This is a genomic window from Methylobacterium sp. E-066 (assembly GCF_022829635.1).
Classification (GTDB): Bacteria; Pseudomonadota; Alphaproteobacteria; order Rhizobiales; family Beijerinckiaceae; genus Methylobacterium.
The window spans coordinates 1-19,622 of sequence record NZ_JAKSYO010000142.1; the positions used below are offsets into that span (position 1 = coordinate 1).

Genomic DNA, 19,622 nt, shown 5'->3' on the forward strand with positions numbered 1-19,622 from the left:
ACGTACAGGCCTTCGACCTTGAGCGTGACGGCCGAGGAGCGGAAGAAGTTCAGGAACGAGTCGGTGGGCAGGGCGTACTCGATGCCGCCGCCGACGGCGTAGCCGGTGCGGAAGCTGTCGTTGCCGGCGTAGCCGCCAAACGAGCGGTCGGCGCTGCCCGAGCCGTAGGCGAAGCCGCCGGTGCCGTACACGAGGGTGCGGTCGAAGGCGTAGCCGAGGCGGCCGCGCACGGTGCCGAAGTAGTCGAGGCTGGCCAGGCCGCGCGGGTCGTTGACGATCAGGCCGGGCGCGATCGTGCCGCCGCTGACGAAGGCGTTGTTCCGGTCGCGGCCGAAGTCGAGGTACTGGGCGTCGGCCTCGATGCCGACGACCACGCCGGAGCCCGGGGTGAACTGATAGTTGTAGCCGACCTGGGCGCCGCCGGAGAAGCCGTCCTGGCTGCGGTTGCGGAAGGTGGCGACGGCGGCCGGGCCGTTGGTCAGGCCGACACCGCCCGGCACGACGAAGGTCGCGTTGTTGGAGCGGCTGCTGGCGTCGAAGGCGTAGCCGGCGTTGATACCGAAGTAGGCGCCGGTCCAGGTGAACACCGGGACGGGGGTGAACACCGGCGGCGGGGCGGCGCGGCGCGGCAGGTCGGCGGCCGAGGCGGCGCCGGTCAGGAGGGCCGTGGCGGCGCTCGCGAGAAGAAGCTTCTTGATCATCTGGTCCTCAATCTCCCGTTGATCGGGATGTGCCCGGGGACAGGAGGTCAGGACGGCCCGACGCGATAGTGCAACGCTGCAACAGCGCCCGCGAAGGCTCCCGAGCGGTGGCCGAAAAGGTGCGCTGGAACACATCGCGAGCCTGCGATGACTGAGCGCCATGCATTATTCGACCAAAACTGCCGGCCGATAAAAATATGGTTCGGCAATACCGGCGCCTTCGGAACGTTAACCTGCGTGTAACATTCGCGGCCCGGCACGAGAGCGCTGCCGCCGGTTTCGCTCTCGCTTGTAGATTGCGCCGTGAGGCAGCGCGTCGGACGGGCCCTCGTAGAATGCGGCGTGGACGACTCGGGCCGTCTCCCTTACCCTCAACCCATGTCAGAGGCCCATTTCCCGCCCGACGAGGGGCTGGTGCGGGCGACCGACCGGCTGGCCGTCGCCCGTTCCCTCGCGGACATCGTATCCATCTTAAGCGAGACGGCGCGGGACATCGTCGGCTCGGACGGGATCGCCGTGGTCCTGCGGGAGGGCGAGTCCTGTTTCTATGCCGCCGAGGACGCGATCGAGCCGCTGTGGCGGGGCCGGCGGTTCCCGCTCACCGCCTGCATCTCCGGCTGGGTGATGCTCAACGACGAGACCGCCGTGGTCCCGGATATCGCGTTCGACCATCGGGTGCCGATCGAGGCCTACCGCACCAAATCGATACGCAGCCTCGTGATGGTGCCGATCGGGTCGCCCGAGCCGATCGCCGCGCTCGGCGCCTATTGGTGCGCGTCGGTGATCCCGGACGACGCGACGGTTTACCGGCTGGAGACCCTGGCCCATCAGGCCGCGACCGCGCTGGCGGATCTGTGCGGGTCCACGTCGGCGGAGCGCTCCGGTGCGGTCCCATCGTCCGATCACGCCACCGGGCAGCCGGGATAGGGTTCGGCCCGGCGCGGACTTCATTCGCGTCCGCCCGCTTCGGCCCGGCCACGGAGGGCCGAGAGGAGGCCGCCTTCGAGGAGCAGGGCGGATCCGTAATGGAACTCGCTGTCGAAGGGGCTGCGCGAATTCATCGCCAGGGACGCGCTCTGCAGGGCGATGAGCCGGCCGGCCTCGTCGAACAGGCCTGAGCCCGAGCCGCCATAGCCGTCGTTGCAATCGTGGCGCGCGCGGCGGATCGCATCCTCGCTGGGCGGGTCGATCCGGCGGATGGCGCAGCGCTCGAGGCTGCTGGGGCCGCGATAGTTGCCGTGGCCGGCCGGCGACACCATGGTCACCGGCAGGGCGATGTCCCCGACCGGCAGGTCCGGCGGCTCCGGCAGGGGCTGCGGGACGGCGTCGGCCGGCCGGTCGAGGCGCAGGATCGCCCAGTCGTCGGTGATGTGCAGGCTGTCGGCGCCCGGCGCGGTTCCGAGCACCAGGCTGCCGGGGTCGAAATCGTAGTTGCGGCCGCCGATCTGGAAGTAGCAATCGGTCACCGGGCGCGTGACCGCGAGGCGGCGATCGCGGAAATTGTGCGCGTTCAGCACCACGGTCGAGGGATCGGCGATCAGCCACGCCGCGGCCGCCTTCTGCGGGACCCCGTCCGGATTGCGGCACCACAGGATGCCGGCGCCGCGGAAGCGGTCGAAATCGGCCCCGGTCAGGTCGCGGCGCCCGTCATGCGGGTAGAGCGCCGCGAGCCGGCCCGTCGTGTCGGCTCGGACCCCTGACCGATCCCCCGCCTGGGCCGCGCCGGCGAGCACCAGCAATGTCGCGAGCAGCCGGATCCGGCTCCGGCCCGGCGCCGAGCGGCCGGCTCCCGTGGGGGCGGCAGGCATTTCGGTGGCGAAGCGCGCTCTGGACCGTATCGAGCCCATCCATCAGCCCCGAAGACTGGAGGCCGAGAACGGACCCGGCCGGGAACACAGTTGTGGGCAGGCCCCGGGGGGCGGTCAAGGCGACCGAGCGTATTACGGATCGCCCGGACGGCATTGCCAAATCATCCCGATAACAAATGTCAGCTTGCCTGAAGACATCGTCGGGCATTGGCGCATAAAACTGAAAGGTGCCAAGAGCTTAATAAGCAGATCATAAAGGTCGAATGTCTCTAAGTCGCAAATACAGCTGACTATCGAAGCGATCGGCTGCGATCGATCTTGCACTGCAACAATCAATAGCCGCGCAGCCGAAGGGCAAGGCGGCCTGGCGAGGAGATGCATCATGAGAAGGCTAGCGGGTTCAGTCTCGGTCCTGGCGATCCTGGCCCTTGCGCCGGTCGGCCTTGCGGGCGCGGCTTCTGCCAACGACAAGCTCATCGAGCAGTCGAAGAGCGGCGACAACTGGGTGATGCCCGGTAAGAATTACGACTCGGACAATTACAGCGACCTGACGCAGATCAACAAGACCAACATCAAGCAGCTGAAGCCGGCCTGGACCTTCTCGACCGGCCTGCTCAACGGCCACGAGGGCGCGCCCCTGGTCGTCGACGGCAAGATGTACGTCCACACCTCGTTCCCGAACAACACCTTCGCCCTCGACCTCGACGATCCGGGCAGGATCCTGTGGCAGGACAAGCCCAAGCAGAACCCGGCCGCCCGTTCGGTCGCCTGCTGCGATCTCGTCAACCGCGGGCTGGCCTACTGGCCGGGCGACGGCAAGACCCCGGCGCTGATCCTCAAGACCCTGCTCGACGGCAACGTCGCGGCGCTGAACGCGCAAACCGGCGAGACCGTCTGGAAGGTCGAGAATTCCGACATCAAGGTCGGCTCGACGCTGACCATCGCCCCCTACGTGGTGAAGGACAAGGTGATCATCGGCTCCTCGGGCGCCGAGCTCGGCGTGCGCGGCTACCTCACCGCCTACGACGTGAAGACCGGCGCCCAGATCTGGCGCGCCTACGCCACCGGCCCGGACGAGGATCTGCTGCTCGGCAAGGACTTCAACATCAAGAACGCCCATTACGGCCAGAAGGGCCTGGGCACCTCGACCTGGGAGGGCGACGCCTGGAAGATCGGCGGCGGCACCAACTGGGGCTGGTACGCCTACGACCCGGGCACAAACCTGATCTATTTCGGCACCGGCAACCCGGCGCCGTGGAACGAGACCATGCGTCCCGGCGACAACAAGTGGACGATGACGATCTTCGGCCGCGACGCCGATACCGGTGAGGCCAAGTTCGGCTACCAGAAGACGCCCCACGACGAGTGGGACTATGCCGGCGTCAACGTGATGATGCTGTCCGAGCAGAAGGACAAGGACGGGAAGCTGAGGAAGCTCCTCACCCACCCGGATCGCAACGGCATCGTCTACACCCTCGACCGCACGGACGGCTCGCTGGTCTCGGCCAACAAGATCGACGACACGGTCAACGTGTTCAAGTCGGTGGATCTGAAGTCCGGCACGCCGGTGCGCGACCCGGAATACGGCACACGGATGGATCACCTCGCCAAGGACATCTGTCCCTCGGCGATGGGCTACCACAACCAGGGGCACGATTCCTACGATCCGAAGCGCCAAGCGTTCTACATGGGCATCAACCACATCTGCATGGATTGGGAGCCGTTCATGCTGCCCTACCGGGCGGGTCAGTTCTTCGTCGGCGCGACGCTGAACATGTATCCAGGCCCGAAGGGTGACCGGCAGAACTACGAGGGTCTCGGCCAGATCAAGAGCTACAACGCCATCACCGGCAAGTTCAACTGGGAGAAGATGGAGCGCTTCGCCGTCTGGGGCGGCACCACCGCCACCGCCGGCAACATCGTCCTGTACGGAACGCTCGACGGCTTCATCAAGGCGCGCGACTCGGACAACGGCGACCTTCTCTGGAAGTTCAAGCTGCCGTCCGGGGCGATCGGCTACCCGATCACCTACACCCACAAGGGCACCCAGTACGTCGCGATCTACTACGGCGTCGGCGGCTGGCCGGGCGTGGGCCTGGTGTTCGACCTGCAGGATCCGACCGCCGGCCTCGGCGCGGTCGGCGCCTTCAAGAAGCTCGCCAACTACACCCAGATGGGCGGCGGCGTGGTCGTGTTCTCGCTGGACGGCAAGGGCCCGTACGACGACCCGAATGTCGGCGAGTACGCGCAAGCTGCGGCCAAGTGATCCGCGCCTGATCCGCGCTTCCTAGCGCCCGCTCCGCCGCCCCGTCCGGGCGGCGGAGTCCCGGCTCGGCAGACCCCGCGCACGGGTCGCCTCCCGACAAGAATCATTGAGGGAACGAAACCATGCCGCTCCTCGGCGGACTCCTTCGCGCGGCGACCTGCGCTGCGGCCCTGCTCGTCCTCGCGATCCCGGCCCCAAAGGCCTGGGCTCAGGAATCGGAGGCGCAGGCCATCCAGGCCGAGCCAGGCAAGGCGGCAGCCGCGCCCAAACCTGACCCGTCCACCTTGCGGATCTGCGCCTCCGAGAAGCAGCCGCCGCTGTCCATGCGGGACGGCTCCGGGCTGGAGAACCGGGTCGCCGCCGCGGTCGCCGAGGCGATGGGCAAGAAGCCGGTCTTCGTCTGGCTCGCCAAGCCGGCGATCTACCTCGTGCGCGACGGGCTGGAGAAGCGGACCTGCGACGTGGTCGTCGGCCTCGACAGCGACGACCCGCGGGTGCTGACCACCAAGCCCTACTATCGCAGCGGCTACGTCTTCATCACCCGCGCCGACAAGGACCTCGACGTGACGTCGTGGTCGGACCCGCGCCTCAAGACCGTCGACCACATGGTCGTGCCGCTCGGCTCCCCGGGCGAGGCGATGCTCAAGGATATCGGCCGCTACGAGGAGGACATGGCCTACCTCTACTCGCTGGTCGGCTTCCGGGCGCCGCGCAACCAGTACACGCAGATCGATCCGGCCCGGATCGTCAGCGAGGTCGCCAACGACAAGGCGGAGGTCGGCGTCGCCTTCGGGCCCGACGTGGCCCGCTACGTCAAGGACTCGCCCGTGCCCCTGCGCATGACCCTCGTTCCGAACGACACGGTGAGCAGCGACGGCCGCACGATGCCGCAGAGCTTCGACCAGTCCATGGGCGTGCGCCGGGACGACACGGCGCTCCGCGACGCCCTCGACGCCGCCATCGCCAAGGCCAAGCCGCAGATCGACGCGATCCTGAAGCAGGACGGCGTCCCGGTAGCAACCAACTGACCCGCGCCGCGCGGCCGGCGAGCGAGCGCCGCGCGATCCAGTCCCCGTGAAGCGAATGTAAGATGACGAAGACCACGCGTATCCGGTTGATGCTTCTGGCCGGCGCCGCCTCGGCGCTCTGTGCGGCCGCCGTGATGGCCCAGCCGCAATCGGGGCCGCAGACCGGCCTGATCTTCCGCAACACCATCACCGGTGAGCCGCTGGACCTCGCCGAGGGCAAGCCCGGCGGGCGCGACACCCAGGCGGTCCAGACCTTCTTCCAGACCGGCAAGAACCTCTACATCGACGACAAGGCGTGCCTGCGCAACGGCGAGAGCCTGTACCTGACCTCCTGCTCCGGCTGTCACGGCCATCTCGCCGAGGGCAAGGTCGGGCCCGGCCTCAACGACAATTACTGGACCTATCCGGCCAACACCGAAGATACCGGGCTGTTCGCGACGATCTGGGGCGGGGCCAACGGCATGATGGGCCCGCACAACGAAGATCTGAACCCGGATGAGGCGCTGCAAGTCATCGCCTGGATCCGGCATCTCTATACCGGCCCGGTCCAGGATGCCGCCTGGCTGACCGACGAGCAGAAGAAACACTACACGCCTTTCAAGGAAGGCGAGACCTTCGCCAAGGACGTGCCCGGCCAGTGCAAGCCGCTGGAGTGAGCGTCCGCGCGGAGCAGCGCCCGGCCGAGCCGGCGCCAAAGACCGGCCCGTCGGGCCGCCCTGGGAGCGAACGCAAGGAGTCGACGATGCGCAACAGAATCCTGATCACCGCCGCGATGATGGCCGCGGGGGCGCTCTGCGCCCTGCCGGCCCTGGCCTATGACGGGCAGACCTGCAAGGCCCCGGGCAATTGCTGGGAGCCCAAGCCCGGCTTCCCCGACAAGGTCGCGGGGTCGAAGTACGACCCGAAGCACGACCCCAAGGAGGTCGGCAAGCAGGCGGAATCCATCAGGCTGATGGAAGAGCGCAACCGCAAGCGCATCGAGAACGCCAAGAAGACCGGCAAGTTCGAGTACGACGTCAGCAAGATCTCGGCGAACTGAGTCGCGAAGATCCAAATCCATCCCTCATCCTGAGGGGCCCGGCGATCGAAGATCGCTGGGCCTCGAAGGAGGGCTCCAGAGATCGCAACGGCTTCTGGAGGGCTCCTTCGAGGCTTCCGCTTCGCGGAAGCACCTCAGGAATGAGGTCGAGGATAGGAAGCCGGAAGTCGACGGGCTTCCGGTCTTCGATGTCGCCGCGCGTCGCCGAGCCGGTCGCGCCCCTCGGTCCGGTCTCTCCCTGAGGCCGGCCGCCTTGTCCCGGAACCAGCGCGATGAACACGCTCCACCCCGGCGACGCCAAGCTCACCGATTGGCGGGCCTCGGCCGCCCGCTTCGAGGCGGAGGTCGCCAAGGCGGTGGTCGGCCAGGCGCGGGTCATCCGCCTCGTCACCACGGCGATCTTCGCCCGCGGCCACGTCATGCTCGAAGGCGATGTCGGCGTCGGCAAGACCACGCTGCTGCGCGCGGTGGCCCGAGCCCTGGGGGGCGCCTACGAGCGCGTCGAGGGCACGGTCGACATGATGCCGACCGACCTGATCTATCACACCTATCTCGCCGAGGACGGCCGCCCCCGGGTCGAGCCGGGGCCGGTCCTGCGCCAGGCCGAGGATCTGGCGGTGTTCTTCTTCAACGAGATCAACCGGGCGCGGCCGCAGGTCCATGCCCTGCTCCTGCGGATCATGGCCGAGCGCAGCGTCACGGCCTTCGCCCGGGAGTACCGGTTTCCCAACCTCCAGGTCTTCGCCGACCGCAACCGGGTCGAGCGCGAGGAGACCTTCGAGCTGCCCGCCGCCGCCCGGGACCGCTTCCTGATGGAGATCGGGATGGACGCGCCGCGCGATCCGGAGGCAAGGCGCGCGCTGGTGTTCGATCCGCGCTTCCACGACACCGACCGGCTGATCGCGGAGGTGGCCGAGGGCGTGCTCGACCAGGCCCGCCTCGGCGCCATCGCGGCCTCGATCCAGGTGGCGATCCAGGCCTCCCCGGAGATCGAGACCTATGTGGTCGGGCTCTGGGATGCCCTAGTGCGCCCGGCGGAGGCCGGGATCCGGCTCCCGGGGATCGACATGGCGACCCTGGTCCAGGGCGGCGCCTCGCCGCGCGGCCTCGCCTTCCTGGTCCGGGCCGCCCGGGTGCGGGCCTGGCTGGAGGGGCGGGACTGGCTGGTTCCGGAGGATGTCCGCGCGGTCTTCCCCGAGGTGATGGCGCACCGCATCTTCCTGGAGCCGGTCCACGAGATGCGCCGTGCCGAGATCGTCCCGGATCTGTGCCGGGCGGTGTTCGAGACGGTGCCGGCCCCATGACGCGGGCGCCCTCGGCCGACATCGTCTACCTGCCGCGCTGGCGCCCGCGGGGGCGTCGCTTCGGGGCGCATCGCGGCCAGGAGGCCGGCGGACTGGGCACCTTCCGGGACCAGGTTCCGTTCCTGACCCTGCCGGATGCCCGCCGGATCGACCTGCGCGCGAGCCTGCGCGACCCGTTCGAGGGCGTGCATGTCCGGCGCTTCGAGATGCGCAACGCCATCGAGGTCTGGGTGCTGATCGACCTCTCCGCCTCGATGCGCTTCCGCGGTGCCGGCGACCGCCTACGTCTCGCCGGCGACCTCTGCGCCGGGCTCGCCGCCTCGGCGACCCGGATCGGCGACGGGTTCGGGGTGATCGGCTGCGACCGCACGATTCGCGCCGACCTCTACCTGCCGGCCACCCGCCGCCGCGGGCCGGCCGTCGCCATGGCCGAGCGGATCGCGGCGGCGCGCTGCGACGCGACCGGCGCCGAGGGATTGCTGGAGGCCGCGCGCCTGCTGTTCGGCCGGCCGCGGCTGGTCTTCCTCATCTCCGATTTCCGCTGGCCGCAGGCCCTGATCGCGCAGGTCTTCGCGGCGCTGGCGTTGCACGACACGGTCCCGGTGCTGCTCGCCGACAGCGCCGAGGATGCCGGCCTGCCAGATTGGGGCCTCGCCGAGCTCGACGACCTCGAAGGCGCCGGCCGCCGCCTCGTGTTCCTGCGCCCGGCTCTGAAGCGGCGCTGGATCGCCCGCGAGCAAGCCCGGCGCGAGGCCCTGCGCAGCCTCGCCGCCGCGTCCTCGGCCCGGGCGCCGTTCCACTTGGTCGACCGCTTCGACGCGCAAGCGCTCACCCGCCACCTGCTGGCCACCTGAGATGGCCTGGGTACTCACCAAAAGTCCTGGTTTCAAAAGGTCTTCGACCTTTTGCGGGTGCAGGGTAGAGCCCTGCGATCAGGCGCAGCCCAAGGCATCAGGGCTCCGCCCCGACACCCCGCCGAAGGGCTTCGCCCTTCGGACTCCCATGATTGCGGCCTGCTGCGCACTGCTGCTTCAGGCCGGCGGCGCCATGGCGCAGGTGCGCTCCGTCGAGGTGCGGGTGCCCCGTGCCTTCGGGTATTTTCTGGGTGACCTGGTGCGGGCCCAGGCCGATATCGCGGTCGATCCCGGCTTCACGCTGCAGCGCGCTTCCCTGCCGGCACCGGGGCCGCTGACCTACTGGCTGGACCTGCGCGACATCACCGTCGAGGAGAGCCCCGGCCGGGTCCGGCTGCATCTCACCTACCAGAGCTTCTACGCAGCGCTCGATGCCCGCCAGGTCGCGATCCCGGGCTTTGCCGTGTCGCTGGAGAGCGCGGCGGCGGGGGGCACGACCTCGGCCAGGGCCGAAATTCCCGGCTGGTCGCTGGGCGTCTCGCCCCTGCGGGAGGTCCAGCCCGAGAAGCACGACGATCCGGCCGAGTACCTGCGGCCGGACGGGCGCGTCCCCCGGCTCGACCCGCTGCCGAACCTGCGGGCCGCCCTCGTCGCCCTCGGGGCGGCCGTGCTGGCGCTCGCCGCCCTCGGCACCGATCGCGGCTGGTTCGCGCGGCCCGGGCGCCCCTTCGCCAAGGCCGCCCGCGCATTGCGCCGGTTGGGCCGCGAGGGCGCGGACGGCTATCGCGAGGCCCTGCGCCTGATCCATCGCGGCCTCGACGAGACCGACGGCCGCCGGGTGCTGGCCGACGACCTCCCGGCCTTCCTCGACCGGCATCCGGCCTTCCGCCGAGAGGGCCCGGCCCTGGCCCGGTTCTTCGAGGCTTCGCGCTGGGCCTTCTTCGGCCGCGAGGTCGAGGCCGCCCGGGCGAGCCTGCCCTGGCCCGAGGTCGAGGCCGACCTGCGCCGGCTCGCCGTCGCCGAGCGGGAGGCCTGAGCGATGACGGTCGGGTCGCTCGGGGTCGCGTCACCCATCTGGCTGTGGCTGCTGCCGCTCGCGCTGCTGCCGCTGTTCGCCTCCGGGCGCCGACGGGCCTCGGTCCCGGCGCTCGCCGCGGCGCCGGCCGATGCGGCCTCGCGCTGGATCGCCCGGCTGCTGCGGGGGGCGGGCGTGCTCGCCGTCAGTGGCTTGGTGGTGGCGCTCGCCGGTCCCTACGGCGCCGGCGCGCCGGTGACCCAGATCGGCATCGGCGCCCAGATCTCCATGCTGATCGACCGGTCCGGCAGCATGAACGAGACGTTTGCGGGCCGGCAGCCCTCGGGCGCGGAGGAATCGAAGGCCGCCGCGTCCCGGCGCCTGCTGGCGGATTTCGTCGGCGCCCGGGCGCACGACCTGTTCGCGGTCACCGCCTTCTCGACCGCGCCGATGCTGGTCATGCCCATGACCGACCGGCACGCGGCCGTGCGCGCCGCCATCGCGGCGATCGACCGGCCGGGCCTCGACTACACCAACGTCGCCCGTGGCCTCGCGATGGCGCTGTCGCAATTCGCGCCGGAGAGCAGCGGCTCCCGGGTCCTGCTGTTCATCTCCGATGGCGCTGCGGTGATCGACCCGCGGGTGCAGGATGCCCTGCGCGCCGCCTTCGCCAAGCTGCACCCGAACCTGTACTGGCTGTTCCTGCGCACCAAGGGCTCGCCCTCGATCCATGACCGGCCAGCCGGGGAGGACACGCCTCAGGCCGCCCCCGAGCGGCATCTCGACCTGTTCTTCCAGAGTCTCGGCGTGCCCTACCGGGCCTTCGAGGCCGAGGGCGCCCCCGCGGTCGCCGACGCCATCGCGCAGATCGCCGCCCTGGAGCGCAACCCGATCCCCTATACCGAGCCGCGCCCCCGCCGCGACCTGACCGGCTTCGCCTACGCGCTCGCCGGGCTCGGGCTTTTCTTGCTGGTCCTGGCGGCCCTCGCCGAGGCGGATTTTTTGGCGGCCCGGGTCGCGGGTTCCACCGTACCAGAGCAGGCGACGGAGCCGGATATCCGGAGGGCGGCATGACCCGATCCGGTATCCGGGAGAGATTGCGCCGCAGCCTACGGGGGGCGGATGCCATTTCATCCGAGGCGCGCTGCGCCGCCTCGCACCGGTGGCTTCGAGGCCAAGGGGCTGAAAAAACGAGCTTTTCCCCTCCCCCTTGCGGGGAGGGGCCAGGGGTGGGGGGGGGGCCGGATGGGGCCCAGCGGTGCCTTCTGAACCATCCCCACCTCCAACTCCTCCCCGCAAGGGGGAGGAGAGTACGCACGTATCCTGGAGAGGCGCGGGTCCCCTCTCCCGTGCGGGAGAGGGACAGGGTGAGGGATGCGACTTTTCCGGAGAATCCTGGTCCCTCACCCCAACCCTCTCCCGCACGGGAGAGGGGGCACGTCGCGGCCGGCGCAAGCCGGCGCGTGAACACCGTAGCCTGCACGCGAGAGGGCATCCGTGCCCTGTCCAGCCATGCGTGAGTCCGGTCGCCGCCTCTGGGGCCGGCTTCGGCCGCGGCTCCTCCTCGCCCTGCCGGTGCTGCTCGGCCTCGCGGCCTTAGGCTTCGGCGTGTCCGCCTGGCGGGTGGATGCGGCCAACCGGAGCATCGCGGCGCTCGAAGCCGGCACAGATCTCGATGTCAGGACCGGGGCGCCGGCGCCTGTCCTGGTGGCGCGGATCGGCTACCTCGCCGGGCACGGGCGCCTGGAGGAGACCGAGCTCCTGGTCGCCGCCCTCGACCGGGCCGGTGCCGCCGACGCCGCGTCCCGCGCGCGCTACCGGATCGCCAACGCCAGGATGCGCGAGGCCTTCGGGCTCCTGACCCGCGGCGCCCTCGACAAGGCCGGCCCGCAGGTGACCTTGGCCCGCCAGGATTACCGCCGTGCGCTGCGCGACCGGCCGGATTTCTGGGACGCGAAGTTCAACCTCGACGTGGCCTCGCGGCTGATCCGCGATTTTCCGGAGTTCGACCGCGCCAGCGGCGACGAGATGCGCGCCGAGCCGAAGCAGATCTGGACCGACATCCCCGGGCAGCCGAGGGGCGGACCATGAGCCGGCAAACGGTTTTGAAAAGCCTGCCGCTCGCGTGCAACCTGCGCGGGCGCCGCTTCCAGGCTCTGGCTCTTGCCCTGGTGCTGGTCATCGCCGCCCTGGTGGTGCCGGTCTTGCCGGTCACCCGCACGGGCGTCGCGGTGCTGGCGGTGGTGGACATCACCGGCTCGATGAACGTGCGCGACTACGCGGCCGAGGGCCGGCCCGCGAGCCGGCTGGAGACCGCCAAGGCGGCCCTGCGCCGGCTGGTGGCGGACCTGCCCTGCGGCTCGCGGGTCGCGCTGGCGCTGTTCACCGAGCGGAAGCCGTTCCTGCTGTTCGAGCCCGTGGAGGTCTGCGCCGAGTTCGCGCCGCTCGATGGCGCCCTGGCGGCGCTCGACTGGCGGATGGCCTGGGAGGGCGACAGCCGGATCAGCGCCGGCCTGTACCGGGCCGTGGAGATGGCGGCCGGGCTCGGCACGGACCTGCTGTTCGTCACCGACGGCCAGGAGACGCCGCCGCTCCCCGCCGGGCAAGTGCCACCCTTCGAGGGCAAGCCGGGGGCGGTCCGGGGCCTGATCGTCGGCGCCGGCGCCTACGGCCTGTCGCCGATCCCGAAATTCGACGATCGCGGCCGCGAGAGCGGTTTCTACGCCGAGACCGACGTGCAGCAGGAGAACCGGTTCGGGCCGCCGCCGGCCGATGCCGAATCCCGCGCCGGCTACAACCCGCGCAACGCCCCGTTCGGTGCCGCCGCCGCACAGGGCAGCGAGCATCTCTCGTCGGTGCGCGAAGGCCACTTGAAGCAGCTCGCCGCCGGCACGGGCCTCGCCTACGCCCATCTCGACGGGCCGGACGGGCTCGACCGGCCCCTGATCGCGGCCGCGACCCCGCGCCCGCTTCCGGGTCGGATCGACCTGCGCCCTGTCCTCGGCGCCCTGGCGCTCGCCCTCGTGCTCGGCGTCCTGCTGGCGGCGCCTTTGCGCGGCCTCGGCCGCCGCATCACCCCGTTCCCCTTCACCTACCGTTTGCGTTTCCGGAAAGCCTGATCATGCGTCGCGTCCTCGCCACCCTCGCTGCCCTGCTCGCCGCCGGCACCGCTCTGGCCCACGGGCCGACGCCCCAAAAGATCGATCAGACCATCACCATCCGGGCGACGCCGGACGCGGTCTGGAAGGTGGTCGGTCCGTTCGGCGGCATCGGCGCCTGGCATCCGGACGTGGCCAAGGTCGAGGCCAAGGGTGGCGAAGGCGTTGGGGGCGACGGCGCGGGCGCCGTCCGCAAGGTCACGCTGAAGCGCGGCGGCACCCTGATCGAGGGCCTCGACGAGTGGAAGGGGGCGGAGCGGACCTATTCCTACCGCCTGTCCGACCCCGATCTCGACGCCTTGCCGGTCTCGTCCTACTCGGCGACCCTCACGGTGACGCCGGAGGGCGAGGGGGCGAAGGTCGAGTGGATGGGCCGCTTCTACCGGGGCGATACCGGCAACGAGCCCCCCGAGAACCTGAACGACGAAGCCGGCAAGGAGGCGATGAACCGCTACTTCTCCGAGGGCCTCAAGGGCCTGAAGGCGAAGCTGGAGGGCGGGCCGCAGCGATGAGGTTTTCGCGGCATCTCGCCTGGATCGTCGGCCTCGCGCTCGCCGCCGGGCCGGCGGTGGCGGGTTCCGTCTGGGTCGCGAGCCAGCAGGGCGCCCGCGCCACCCGGATCGAGCGGCCGGAGGGCGCGCGAGTCGCAGAGGTTGGCGCCGCGCTGGCGGTGGCACCGTCCCCGGCCGTGGTGGCGGCCGGTCCCGGTGGACGGCTCTATCTCAGCCATCCGGATGGCCGCGCGGTCACGGCGATCGCCGCTGACGGGACGACGCGGCACTGGCCCGTCCCCGGCCAGCCCTTCGGGCTCGCGGCCGACCCGGACGGGCGTTTCCTCTATGTCGGCGACTGGTCCGGCAACCGCGTGCTGCGCCTCTCGGTCGAGACCGGCGCGGTCGAGGCCGAGGTGGCGGTCGGGCGCGACCCGGCCGGGCTGGCCCTCGGCGCCAACGGCCGGCTCTACGTGGCCGAGCGCGAGGGCCGGAGCGTCGGCGTGGTCGACACCGCCCGGATGGTGCGGATCGCCGGTATCCCGGTCGGCGAAGGTCCCTTCGCCCTGGCCTACGATCCGGTCCGCGACCGGGTCTACGTCGCCAACGTGCGCAGCAACGACCTCACCGTCATCGACGCGGGCGCGCTCAAGCCCATCGCGACCGTACCGGTTGGGGCGAGCCCCTACGGGGTCGCCATTAGCCCGGACGGGCGCTGCGTGGTCGTCACCAACCAGCATGCCGGTACCGTCTCGATCGCCGACGCCGATACGCTCACCGTCACCGCCACGGTCCCGGTCGGCCGCTATCCCGAGGGCGTGGCGATCCTCGGCGACCGCGCCTATGTGGCCAACTGGTTCTCCGACGACGTCTCCATCATCGACCTCGCGACGCTGAAGGAGATGGGCCGGATCCCGGTGGCCGAGGGGCCGCGGACCCTGGTGGCGGATCAGCCGGCCCTCGGGGAGACCGGCCGGTGAGGCGGGCGCTCGCCAGCCTGATGGCCGCCGGCCTCATGCTCGCCGCCTGCGACCGGCCCCACGAACCTGGCTCGGAGGAGGGCCAGGCCGTGGTGGCGCGGACCTCGGAGAGCGAACTGCCGGCCTGGCTGTCGCCCACCGACGGGACCGACCCGGCCCGCTGGCTCGCCGGCCGGGAGGTCGGCTACCCGCTGCCGACCGGCGCCGAACCCGTCCGGGCGCTACAGGAGGCGCTCACGGAGGCCAAGGCCGGCTTCATCGAGGATCCGCGCATGATCGCCAACCGCACGGCCCAGCTCGGGCAGATGCTGGCCGAGATCGGCAAGACCGAGCGATACGCGCTGCTGCTCACCGGGTTCAGCGCGGTCGCGGCCCGGCGCGGCCGCCACAAGAGCCTCTACGGGGAGATGTGCCAGCATTATTTCAACACCCGCGCCCGGGGCGTCGACCACGCCGCCGCCCTGGCGCTGCTCGCCGAAAGGTTCGCGCCCGGCCTCGGCACGGGGGAGTCGCCATGAGTGCCCCACGATGAGGGCCCCACTATGAGCGCCGCGCCGCGCTGTGTCGCGTCAGGCTTGGCCGAGCCCGCGTCCCGGCGGTCCGCCCGGCCGCGCGACCTGCTGATCGTCGACGACCACCCGATCGTCCTCCAAGGCTTCCGGCTGCTCGCCGAGGAGGCCGGGATCGCCCGCGTCCACGAGGCCCGCGACATCGTCGGCGCCTACCGCACGTTCCACCGCCACCGGCCTTCCGTGGTGGTGACCGACCTGAGCTTCCGGGACGACGGCCTGTCCGGCCTGTCGCTGATCCGCCGGATCCGCGCGCTGGAGCCGGGCGCGCGCATCCTCGCGCTGAGCATGCACCGGGATCCGGTCATCGTCGCCCGCGTCCTGGAATGCGGGGCCCTGGGCTTCGTGCTCAAGGATACGCCCGCCGCCGCCTTCCTGGAGGCGCTGGAGGCGGTGACCAACGGCCGCTCCTACCTGCCCCACGACATCGCCATCGAGATCGCGATGCTGAATGCCGGCGCGCGCGACCGGCCGCTGGCGAACCTGAGCAGCCGGGAGATGCAGATCCTGGTGCTGATCGGGAAGGGCAAACCCTACGACGAGATCGCCGAGATCCTCACGCTCAACTACCGCAGCGTCGTGAACGCCACCGCCGCGCTGCGATGCAAGCTCGGCGTCGGCAGCATGGCGGAGCTCATGCAGATCGCTGCGGCCCAGGCCGGGACCGTCTCCTGACGGGCACGGCCGGGCCACGCATGCCGGCCGAGACACCAGACATCGCGATGCGAGAGTAAGTCCGGCCGAAGTCGCGGCCGCGCGATGTTGTGTGCCAGTCGGCGAAGTGAATCGATGATGATGAAGACGATCGCGAGTATTTACGAATAAAGATCGTCATTTATCCGAGGGCATAAGGCTAAAAAAATCAGAAAAATTGATGCCTGACGTGTTGGAGCCGGAAAGATTCTCTTGTTAGCAGGGCCCGCCGACGGCGAATCATCTTGATCCGGGCACGGTCTCATAGGCGGCAGGCAAGGCCGCGTGAGCCGTCCGGCAAGATGCCGATCGGACAACAAGACATCCCAATCCATCGAGGCGGGGGCTTCCATGCGCGTCAACGCGACCGTCGTGCCGAGTTACGATTACAAGACCGCCCTGGCTGCAGGCTTCCTGGGCGGAAATCTGTCGAGCTTCGTCAAATGGGGCTCCGAGATCCCGTTCCCGCCCCGGGAGGCCGGGCGTATCTCCCCGCCCTTCGCCATCCTCAAATGGCTCGGCCTGAACGTCGAGGACATGACTTATACGTTCACCGGGCACGTCATCAATTACGGCGTCGCGCTGATGCACCAGGGGTTCTCGATCTTCTTCGGCCTGTTCTATTGCCTGGCCGCCGTCACGGTCCCGCTCGTGACCCTGTGGCAGGGCCTGGCCTTCGGGCTGGTCATCACCCTCTTCTTCCACGGCCTCCTGCTGCCGCTCGGCGGATGGGCTCCGCCTCTGTGGCAGATCTCCGGCCACGAGGCGTTCTCCGAAGTGTTCGGCCACCTGCTCTGGGCCTGGTCGATCGAGATCGTGCGGCGCGACATGATGGGCCCGCGCCTGAGTGCGCGACACGTGTAGCCGGCGGCGCCGCGCGCTCTACCGGGGCGGAGTCTCCGCCATCGCCCGTACGCGGGCAACGAAGCGCGTGCGGGCCTCGGGGCTGGCGCGCAGGAGATAGGATCGCACGAGGTCGAGGAGGGCGGCGGCGTCAGGGCTGTGCCCGTCCCGCGTTTCCGCGCCCGATGCGAAGAAGCTGGAAACCGGCACGCCCAGCGCCCGTGCGATCTCGCCCAGCGGGCTTCCGAACGATGCGGTGCGGGTCTCCGGGCCCGACGGTTTGGAATCGTCACACATGATCGGTTCAACGCGGCGTGAGATCGATCTTCAGATCGGTTGTGCGGGCGAAGTGGCGGGGCCTGACAATCCAACCCCCCTGCGACGCAAATGCATCCCGCTCCGATCATGAAATTTCAGACAGGTTCTCGGATGAAATGGTACGCTCCCGCACCAAATCGTCCTGACGCGGCCAAGCGGGATCAACACGATGGGACAGCGCTCGAAGACGCCGGTCAACGCGATCGACGGCTTCGGTGAACCGCTCGACCGGCTCCGCGCCGCGCTGGAAGCGTCATGCGTGGTCGGCGTCTGGGACTGGGACATCGTCCGCCACACGGTTGTGTACGATGCCGGTGCGGCGCTGCTGCTGGCCGGCGATCCCGCGCTGGCGGACACCGAACTCGACGGCACCACCGCCATGGCCGCCGTGCATCCCGCCGACCATGCCTGGCTGCTCGAACATATCCAGCAAGCCTCGAAGACCAGCGGCCTGGTGATCGCGGAGTATCGGGTCGTCGCGCAGGACGGCACAGTGCGTTGGTTGCTCAGCCGTGGACGTACGTTCCAGGATCCGAACGGGCGTCCGGTCCGCTCCCGCGGCATCATCATCGACATCACCGAGATGCATCAGGGCAGCGAGCGCTACGTCTTTGGCAACCTGTCGGCGCCGGTCGATCCCCTGGAGCGGGCTGCGGACCTGGCCATCGCGCTGAAGCGGACGCTCGACGCCGAGACGCCGCCCGAGGTCCGGGTTGCCACGGATGTGCTGCTGATGAGCCTCGGCCGCGCGATCGCCCGAACCGGCGGCGTGGGCTGAACCGCCCCGATCCCGGCCTGCTCGCGCCCGAGCGCCGGGAACATGCCGCGCCCCTGTCGCCTTGGCTCTCCACGAAGCACACGGGAGGACCCTATGGGACAGGATGTCGACGCGGCGCGCGAAGCCCTCGGAACGGTGCCGCCGGCACGGCCGGCGGGCGCGGTGAAGACGCCCGACACCGCCGCAGGCGGCAGCGGCCCGCACGCACCGGGCCACCCCGAAGCGTCGGGCGAGACGGCCCCGGAGAGCGGCGGCTACGACACGCGACCGCCCACCCCCCGGCCGGACAACCGCAAGGGCGGCCACGGCGCCGGCTGACGCGTCTCATCCGGCTGCCGCCCTTCGCCGGCGAACCGCGGAGGGCGGCCGCTTCGAGACGCGGCCCGGGATTCGCCTCCGGGTTGCGGGTGTTCTCCAACGATGTTTTTCGGCCCCCAAGTTTATTCCGAAGATATTCAGAAAATTATTTTTTGGAACCAAATGTAACCTATGTCTAAAACCGTGAGACGTGATCCGTAAATACCAATTGAATGGAACGTATCACGGAGCGGAGGGATTGATGGGGTCCGGAATGATCGACGGAGCCCACCATGCGTACCACTCTTGCCGCCCTTGTTGTCGCCACGCTGTTCGGGTCGAGCGCCTTCGCGCAGACCACCGTGACCGGCACGCCGGCGGCTCCCGACGCTAAGACGAGCCAGCAATCCGGCGGGCAGGAGAGCGTCACCCGGCCGAACACCGACAAGATGACGCCCAACGGCACCGGCACCGCCGCCCATGCCAACGTCCAGCTCGAGAAGGGCGCCAACAGCTTCACCGAGGGTGAGGCACGCGCGCGGCTCGAGAAGTCCGGCTACGCGGACGCCAAGGATCTCATGAAGGACGGTGACGGCATCTGGCGCGGCACCGCCATGCATGGCGGCAAGCCGGTCAAAGTCGGCCTCGATTTCAAGGGCAACGTCTCGGCCCAGTGATCCGCTGACCGCGACCCCCGACCTGCACGAAGGAGACTTCACATGGCTCAGCAAACCATTACGGCCCTCTACGATCGCTACGAGGATGCCAGCACGGCTGTCGGCAAGCTCGAGGCCGGCGGCATCCCGCACAGCGACATCAGCCTCGTCAGCAACAACGAGGGTGACCGCCATGCCGGCCGCACCGGCACGGACGGCACCCATGTCAGCGAGGACACCAAGGAGAAGGCCAAGGACGGGACCGGCACCGGAGCCACGCTCGGCACCGTGGTCGGCGGCGCGGCCGGCCTGTTGGCCGGTCTCGGCCTGATCGCGATCCCGGGGGTCGGGCCGGTGGTGGCCGCGGGCTGGCTCGTCGCCACCCTGACGGGCGCTGGGATCGGTGCCGCCGCGGGTGGCTTGGGCGGTGCGCTCACCGGCGCCGGCGTCAGCGAAAAGGACGCCCATGCCTATGGCGAAGGCGTGCGCCGGGGCGGGACGCTGGTCACCGTCCGGGTCGACGAGGCGCGCACCACGATGGTGCCGATGGTGATGGACGTTCTGGAGCAGCACGGCTCGGTCGATCTCGACCAGAAGGCCAGCGCCTGGCGGGCCGACGGCTGGGAGGCTCCGGCTGCGACGGCCGGGACCGCTGGTGCGGGTCCGATCGACGGCCGGAACCGGGTGCGGTCCTACCCGGGCACCACCAGCCTCTGATCGCCCGAAGCGGCCGAGGCGGCGTCAGCCGGATCGATCCGCAACGTGTCGAAACGTTTCCATCTCCACGTCAGCGGCCGGGACCTGTGTCCCGGCCGCTTTTCATT

The 19,622-nt window shown here is 70.0% G+C and carries 23 protein-coding genes; 20 read left to right on the forward strand and 3 right to left on the reverse strand.

From position 1 onward, the window contains the following. Positions 1–701 (reverse strand): outer membrane protein (locus tag MKL20_RS20065; RefSeq protein WP_244038153.1); only part of this gene is annotated, 701 nt, incomplete at its 3' end. A 378-nt stretch (positions 702–1,079) separates the two neighbouring features. Here MKL20_RS20065 and MKL20_RS20070 point away from each other — a divergent pair. Continuing rightward, positions 1,080–1,628: a GAF domain-containing protein gene (locus MKL20_RS20070; protein WP_244038154.1), complete on the forward strand. Its 549-nt coding sequence runs from the start codon at positions 1,080–1,082 to the stop codon at positions 1,626–1,628. Between the two features lie 20 nt (positions 1,629–1,648). Here the strand turns inward: MKL20_RS20070 and MKL20_RS20075 are convergent, their stop codons facing one another. Continuing rightward, positions 1,649–2,509 carry a trypsin-like peptidase domain-containing protein gene (locus MKL20_RS20075; protein WP_244038155.1) on the reverse strand — a complete coding sequence of 287 codons (861 nt, stop codon included), beginning with the start codon at positions 2,507–2,509 and terminating at the stop codon, positions 1,649–1,651. Between the two features lie 382 nt (positions 2,510–2,891). Between MKL20_RS20075 and MKL20_RS20080 the strand changes: the two genes are divergently transcribed. The 15 genes from MKL20_RS20080 to MKL20_RS20150 all read left to right on the forward strand — a co-directional run bounded on the left by MKL20_RS20080 (position 2,892) and on the right by MKL20_RS20150 (position 16,770). Then, the gene (locus tag MKL20_RS20080) at positions 2,892–4,775 is read left to right on the forward strand and encodes a methanol/ethanol family PQQ-dependent dehydrogenase (RefSeq protein WP_244038156.1); all 1,884 of its coding nucleotides are present in this window, start codon (positions 2,892–2,894) and stop codon (positions 4,773–4,775) included. A 122-nt stretch (positions 4,776–4,897) separates the two neighbouring features. Next, complete coding sequence (moxJ, locus tag MKL20_RS20085) at positions 4,898–5,803, forward strand: methanol oxidation system protein MoxJ (protein WP_244038157.1); 906 nt, start codon at positions 4,898–4,900, stop codon at positions 5,801–5,803. 62 nt (positions 5,804–5,865) lie between these two features. Next, complete coding sequence (gene moxG / locus MKL20_RS20090; RefSeq protein ID WP_409568175.1) at positions 5,866–6,459, forward strand: cytochrome c(L), periplasmic; 594 nt, start codon at positions 5,866–5,868, stop codon at positions 6,457–6,459. 86 nt (positions 6,460–6,545) lie between these two features. Next, positions 6,546–6,842 (forward strand): methanol dehydrogenase [cytochrome c] subunit, encoded by a 297-nt coding sequence (locus MKL20_RS20095; RefSeq protein ID WP_243969750.1) that lies wholly within the window; start codon positions 6,546–6,548, stop codon positions 6,840–6,842. Between the two features lie 272 nt (positions 6,843–7,114). Beyond that, positions 7,115–8,146, forward strand: coding sequence for an AAA family ATPase (locus MKL20_RS20100; protein ID WP_244038158.1), 1,032 nt, complete (start codon positions 7,115–7,117; stop codon positions 8,144–8,146). After that, positions 8,143–9,000, forward strand: a complete 858-nt coding sequence (locus MKL20_RS20105) for a DUF58 domain-containing protein (protein ID WP_244038159.1) — start codon at positions 8,143–8,145, stop codon at positions 8,998–9,000. Before MKL20_RS20100 ends, MKL20_RS20105 begins: the two co-directional genes overlap by 4 nt. A 148-nt stretch (positions 9,001–9,148) precedes the next feature. Beyond that, on the forward strand, positions 9,149–10,036 hold the full coding sequence (locus tag MKL20_RS20110) for a nonribosomal peptide synthetase MxaA (RefSeq protein WP_244038160.1): 888 nt from the start codon (positions 9,149–9,151) through the stop codon (positions 10,034–10,036). A gap of 3 nt (positions 10,037–10,039) precedes the next feature. Beyond that, positions 10,040–11,089 carry a vWA domain-containing protein gene (locus MKL20_RS20115; protein WP_244038161.1) on the forward strand — a complete coding sequence of 350 codons (1,050 nt, stop codon included), beginning with the start codon at positions 10,040–10,042 and terminating at the stop codon, positions 11,087–11,089. Between the two features lie 438 nt (positions 11,090–11,527). Further along, entirely contained in the window at positions 11,528–12,106 is a 579-nt protein-coding gene (locus MKL20_RS20120; protein ID WP_244038162.1) for an MxaK protein, read from the forward strand. After that, entirely contained in the window at positions 12,103–13,134 is a 1,032-nt protein-coding gene (locus MKL20_RS20125) for a VWA domain-containing protein (protein ID WP_244038163.1), read from the forward strand. Before MKL20_RS20120 ends, MKL20_RS20125 begins: the two co-directional genes overlap by 4 nt. Positions 13,135–13,136: 2 nt before the next feature. Next, on the forward strand, positions 13,137–13,685 hold the full coding sequence (locus tag MKL20_RS20130; protein WP_244038164.1) for an SRPBCC family protein: 549 nt from the start codon (positions 13,137–13,139) through the stop codon (positions 13,683–13,685). Continuing rightward, positions 13,682–14,644, forward strand: coding sequence for a YncE family protein (locus MKL20_RS20135; protein ID WP_244038165.1), 963 nt, complete (start codon positions 13,682–13,684; stop codon positions 14,642–14,644). Before MKL20_RS20130 ends, MKL20_RS20135 begins: the two co-directional genes overlap by 4 nt. Then, positions 14,641–15,162: an MxaH protein gene (locus tag MKL20_RS20140; RefSeq protein WP_244038166.1), complete on the forward strand. Its 522-nt coding sequence runs from the start codon at positions 14,641–14,643 to the stop codon at positions 15,160–15,162. Before MKL20_RS20135 ends, MKL20_RS20140 begins: the two co-directional genes overlap by 4 nt. A gap of 24 nt (positions 15,163–15,186) precedes the next feature. Then, a complete protein-coding gene (locus tag MKL20_RS20145; RefSeq protein WP_244038167.1) occupies positions 15,187–15,888 on the forward strand; it encodes a response regulator transcription factor in 702 nt (233 codons plus the stop codon). Positions 15,889–16,257: 369 nt separating this feature from the next. Further along, positions 16,258–16,770 carry a YagU family protein gene (locus MKL20_RS20150; protein WP_244038168.1) on the forward strand — a complete coding sequence of 171 codons (513 nt, stop codon included), beginning with the start codon at positions 16,258–16,260 and terminating at the stop codon, positions 16,768–16,770. A gap of 18 nt (positions 16,771–16,788) precedes the next feature. Here MKL20_RS20150 and MKL20_RS20155 read toward each other — a convergent pair whose 3' ends face one another. Continuing rightward, positions 16,789–17,046 (reverse strand): hypothetical protein, encoded by a 258-nt coding sequence (locus MKL20_RS20155; RefSeq protein ID WP_244038169.1) that lies wholly within the window; start codon positions 17,044–17,046, stop codon positions 16,789–16,791. 190 nt (positions 17,047–17,236) lie between these two features. On the opposite strand from MKL20_RS20155, the gene MKL20_RS20160 reads away from it, so the two are divergent. The 4 genes from MKL20_RS20160 to MKL20_RS20175 all read left to right on the forward strand — a co-directional run bounded on the left by MKL20_RS20160 (position 17,237) and on the right by MKL20_RS20175 (position 19,515). Next, complete coding sequence (locus tag MKL20_RS20160; protein ID WP_244038170.1) at positions 17,237–17,845, forward strand: PAS domain-containing protein; 609 nt, start codon at positions 17,237–17,239, stop codon at positions 17,843–17,845. Positions 17,846–17,938: 93 nt separating this feature from the next. Then, the gene (locus tag MKL20_RS20165) at positions 17,939–18,163 is read left to right on the forward strand and encodes a hypothetical protein (protein ID WP_244038171.1); all 225 of its coding nucleotides are present in this window, start codon (positions 17,939–17,941) and stop codon (positions 18,161–18,163) included. Between the two features lie 272 nt (positions 18,164–18,435). Next, positions 18,436–18,819, forward strand: coding sequence for a hypothetical protein (locus tag MKL20_RS20170; RefSeq protein ID WP_243969777.1), 384 nt, complete (start codon positions 18,436–18,438; stop codon positions 18,817–18,819). A gap of 42 nt (positions 18,820–18,861) precedes the next feature. Beyond that, complete coding sequence (locus MKL20_RS20175; RefSeq protein ID WP_244038172.1) at positions 18,862–19,515, forward strand: hypothetical protein; 654 nt, start codon at positions 18,862–18,864, stop codon at positions 19,513–19,515. Positions 19,516–19,622: the final 107 nt, after the last annotated feature.

Coding starts and splice junctions, on each gene's coding strand:
- MKL20_RS20100 (WP_244038158.1), top strand. CDS start 7,115: ATGAACACGCTCCACCCCGGCGACGCCAAGCTCACCGATTGGCGGGCC.
- MKL20_RS20155 (WP_244038169.1), bottom strand. CDS start 17,046: ATGTGTGACGATTCCAAACCGTCGGGCCCGGAGACCCGCACCGCATCG.
- MKL20_RS20095 (WP_243969750.1), top strand. CDS start 6,546: ATGCGCAACAGAATCCTGATCACCGCCGCGATGATGGCCGCGGGGGCG.
- MKL20_RS20115 (WP_244038161.1), top strand. CDS start 10,040: ATGACGGTCGGGTCGCTCGGGGTCGCGTCACCCATCTGGCTGTGGCTG.
- MKL20_RS20130 (WP_244038164.1), top strand. CDS start 13,137: ATGCGTCGCGTCCTCGCCACCCTCGCTGCCCTGCTCGCCGCCGGCACC.
- moxG (WP_409568175.1), top strand. CDS start 5,866: ATGACGAAGACCACGCGTATCCGGTTGATGCTTCTGGCCGGCGCCGCC.
- MKL20_RS20070 (WP_244038154.1), top strand. CDS start 1,080: ATGTCAGAGGCCCATTTCCCGCCCGACGAGGGGCTGGTGCGGGCGACC.
- MKL20_RS20110 (WP_244038160.1), top strand. CDS start 9,149: ATGATTGCGGCCTGCTGCGCACTGCTGCTTCAGGCCGGCGGCGCCATG.
- MKL20_RS20145 (WP_244038167.1), top strand. CDS start 15,187: ATGAGCGCCGCGCCGCGCTGTGTCGCGTCAGGCTTGGCCGAGCCCGCG.
- MKL20_RS20170 (WP_243969777.1), top strand. CDS start 18,436: ATGCGTACCACTCTTGCCGCCCTTGTTGTCGCCACGCTGTTCGGGTCG.
- MKL20_RS20150 (WP_244038168.1), top strand. CDS start 16,258: ATGCGCGTCAACGCGACCGTCGTGCCGAGTTACGATTACAAGACCGCC.
- MKL20_RS20075 (WP_244038155.1), bottom strand. CDS start 2,509: ATGCCTGCCGCCCCCACGGGAGCCGGCCGCTCGGCGCCGGGCCGGAGC.
- MKL20_RS20120 (WP_244038162.1), top strand. CDS start 11,528: ATGCGTGAGTCCGGTCGCCGCCTCTGGGGCCGGCTTCGGCCGCGGCTC.
- MKL20_RS20125 (WP_244038163.1), top strand. CDS start 12,103: ATGAGCCGGCAAACGGTTTTGAAAAGCCTGCCGCTCGCGTGCAACCTG.
- MKL20_RS20175 (WP_244038172.1), top strand. CDS start 18,862: ATGGCTCAGCAAACCATTACGGCCCTCTACGATCGCTACGAGGATGCC.
- MKL20_RS20135 (WP_244038165.1), top strand. CDS start 13,682: ATGAGGTTTTCGCGGCATCTCGCCTGGATCGTCGGCCTCGCGCTCGCC.
- MKL20_RS20165 (WP_244038171.1), top strand. CDS start 17,939: ATGGGACAGGATGTCGACGCGGCGCGCGAAGCCCTCGGAACGGTGCCG.
- MKL20_RS20105 (WP_244038159.1), top strand. CDS start 8,143: ATGACGCGGGCGCCCTCGGCCGACATCGTCTACCTGCCGCGCTGGCGC.
- MKL20_RS20160 (WP_244038170.1), top strand. CDS start 17,237: ATGGGACAGCGCTCGAAGACGCCGGTCAACGCGATCGACGGCTTCGGT.
- moxJ (WP_244038157.1), top strand. CDS start 4,898: ATGCCGCTCCTCGGCGGACTCCTTCGCGCGGCGACCTGCGCTGCGGCC.
- MKL20_RS20080 (WP_244038156.1), top strand. CDS start 2,892: ATGAGAAGGCTAGCGGGTTCAGTCTCGGTCCTGGCGATCCTGGCCCTT.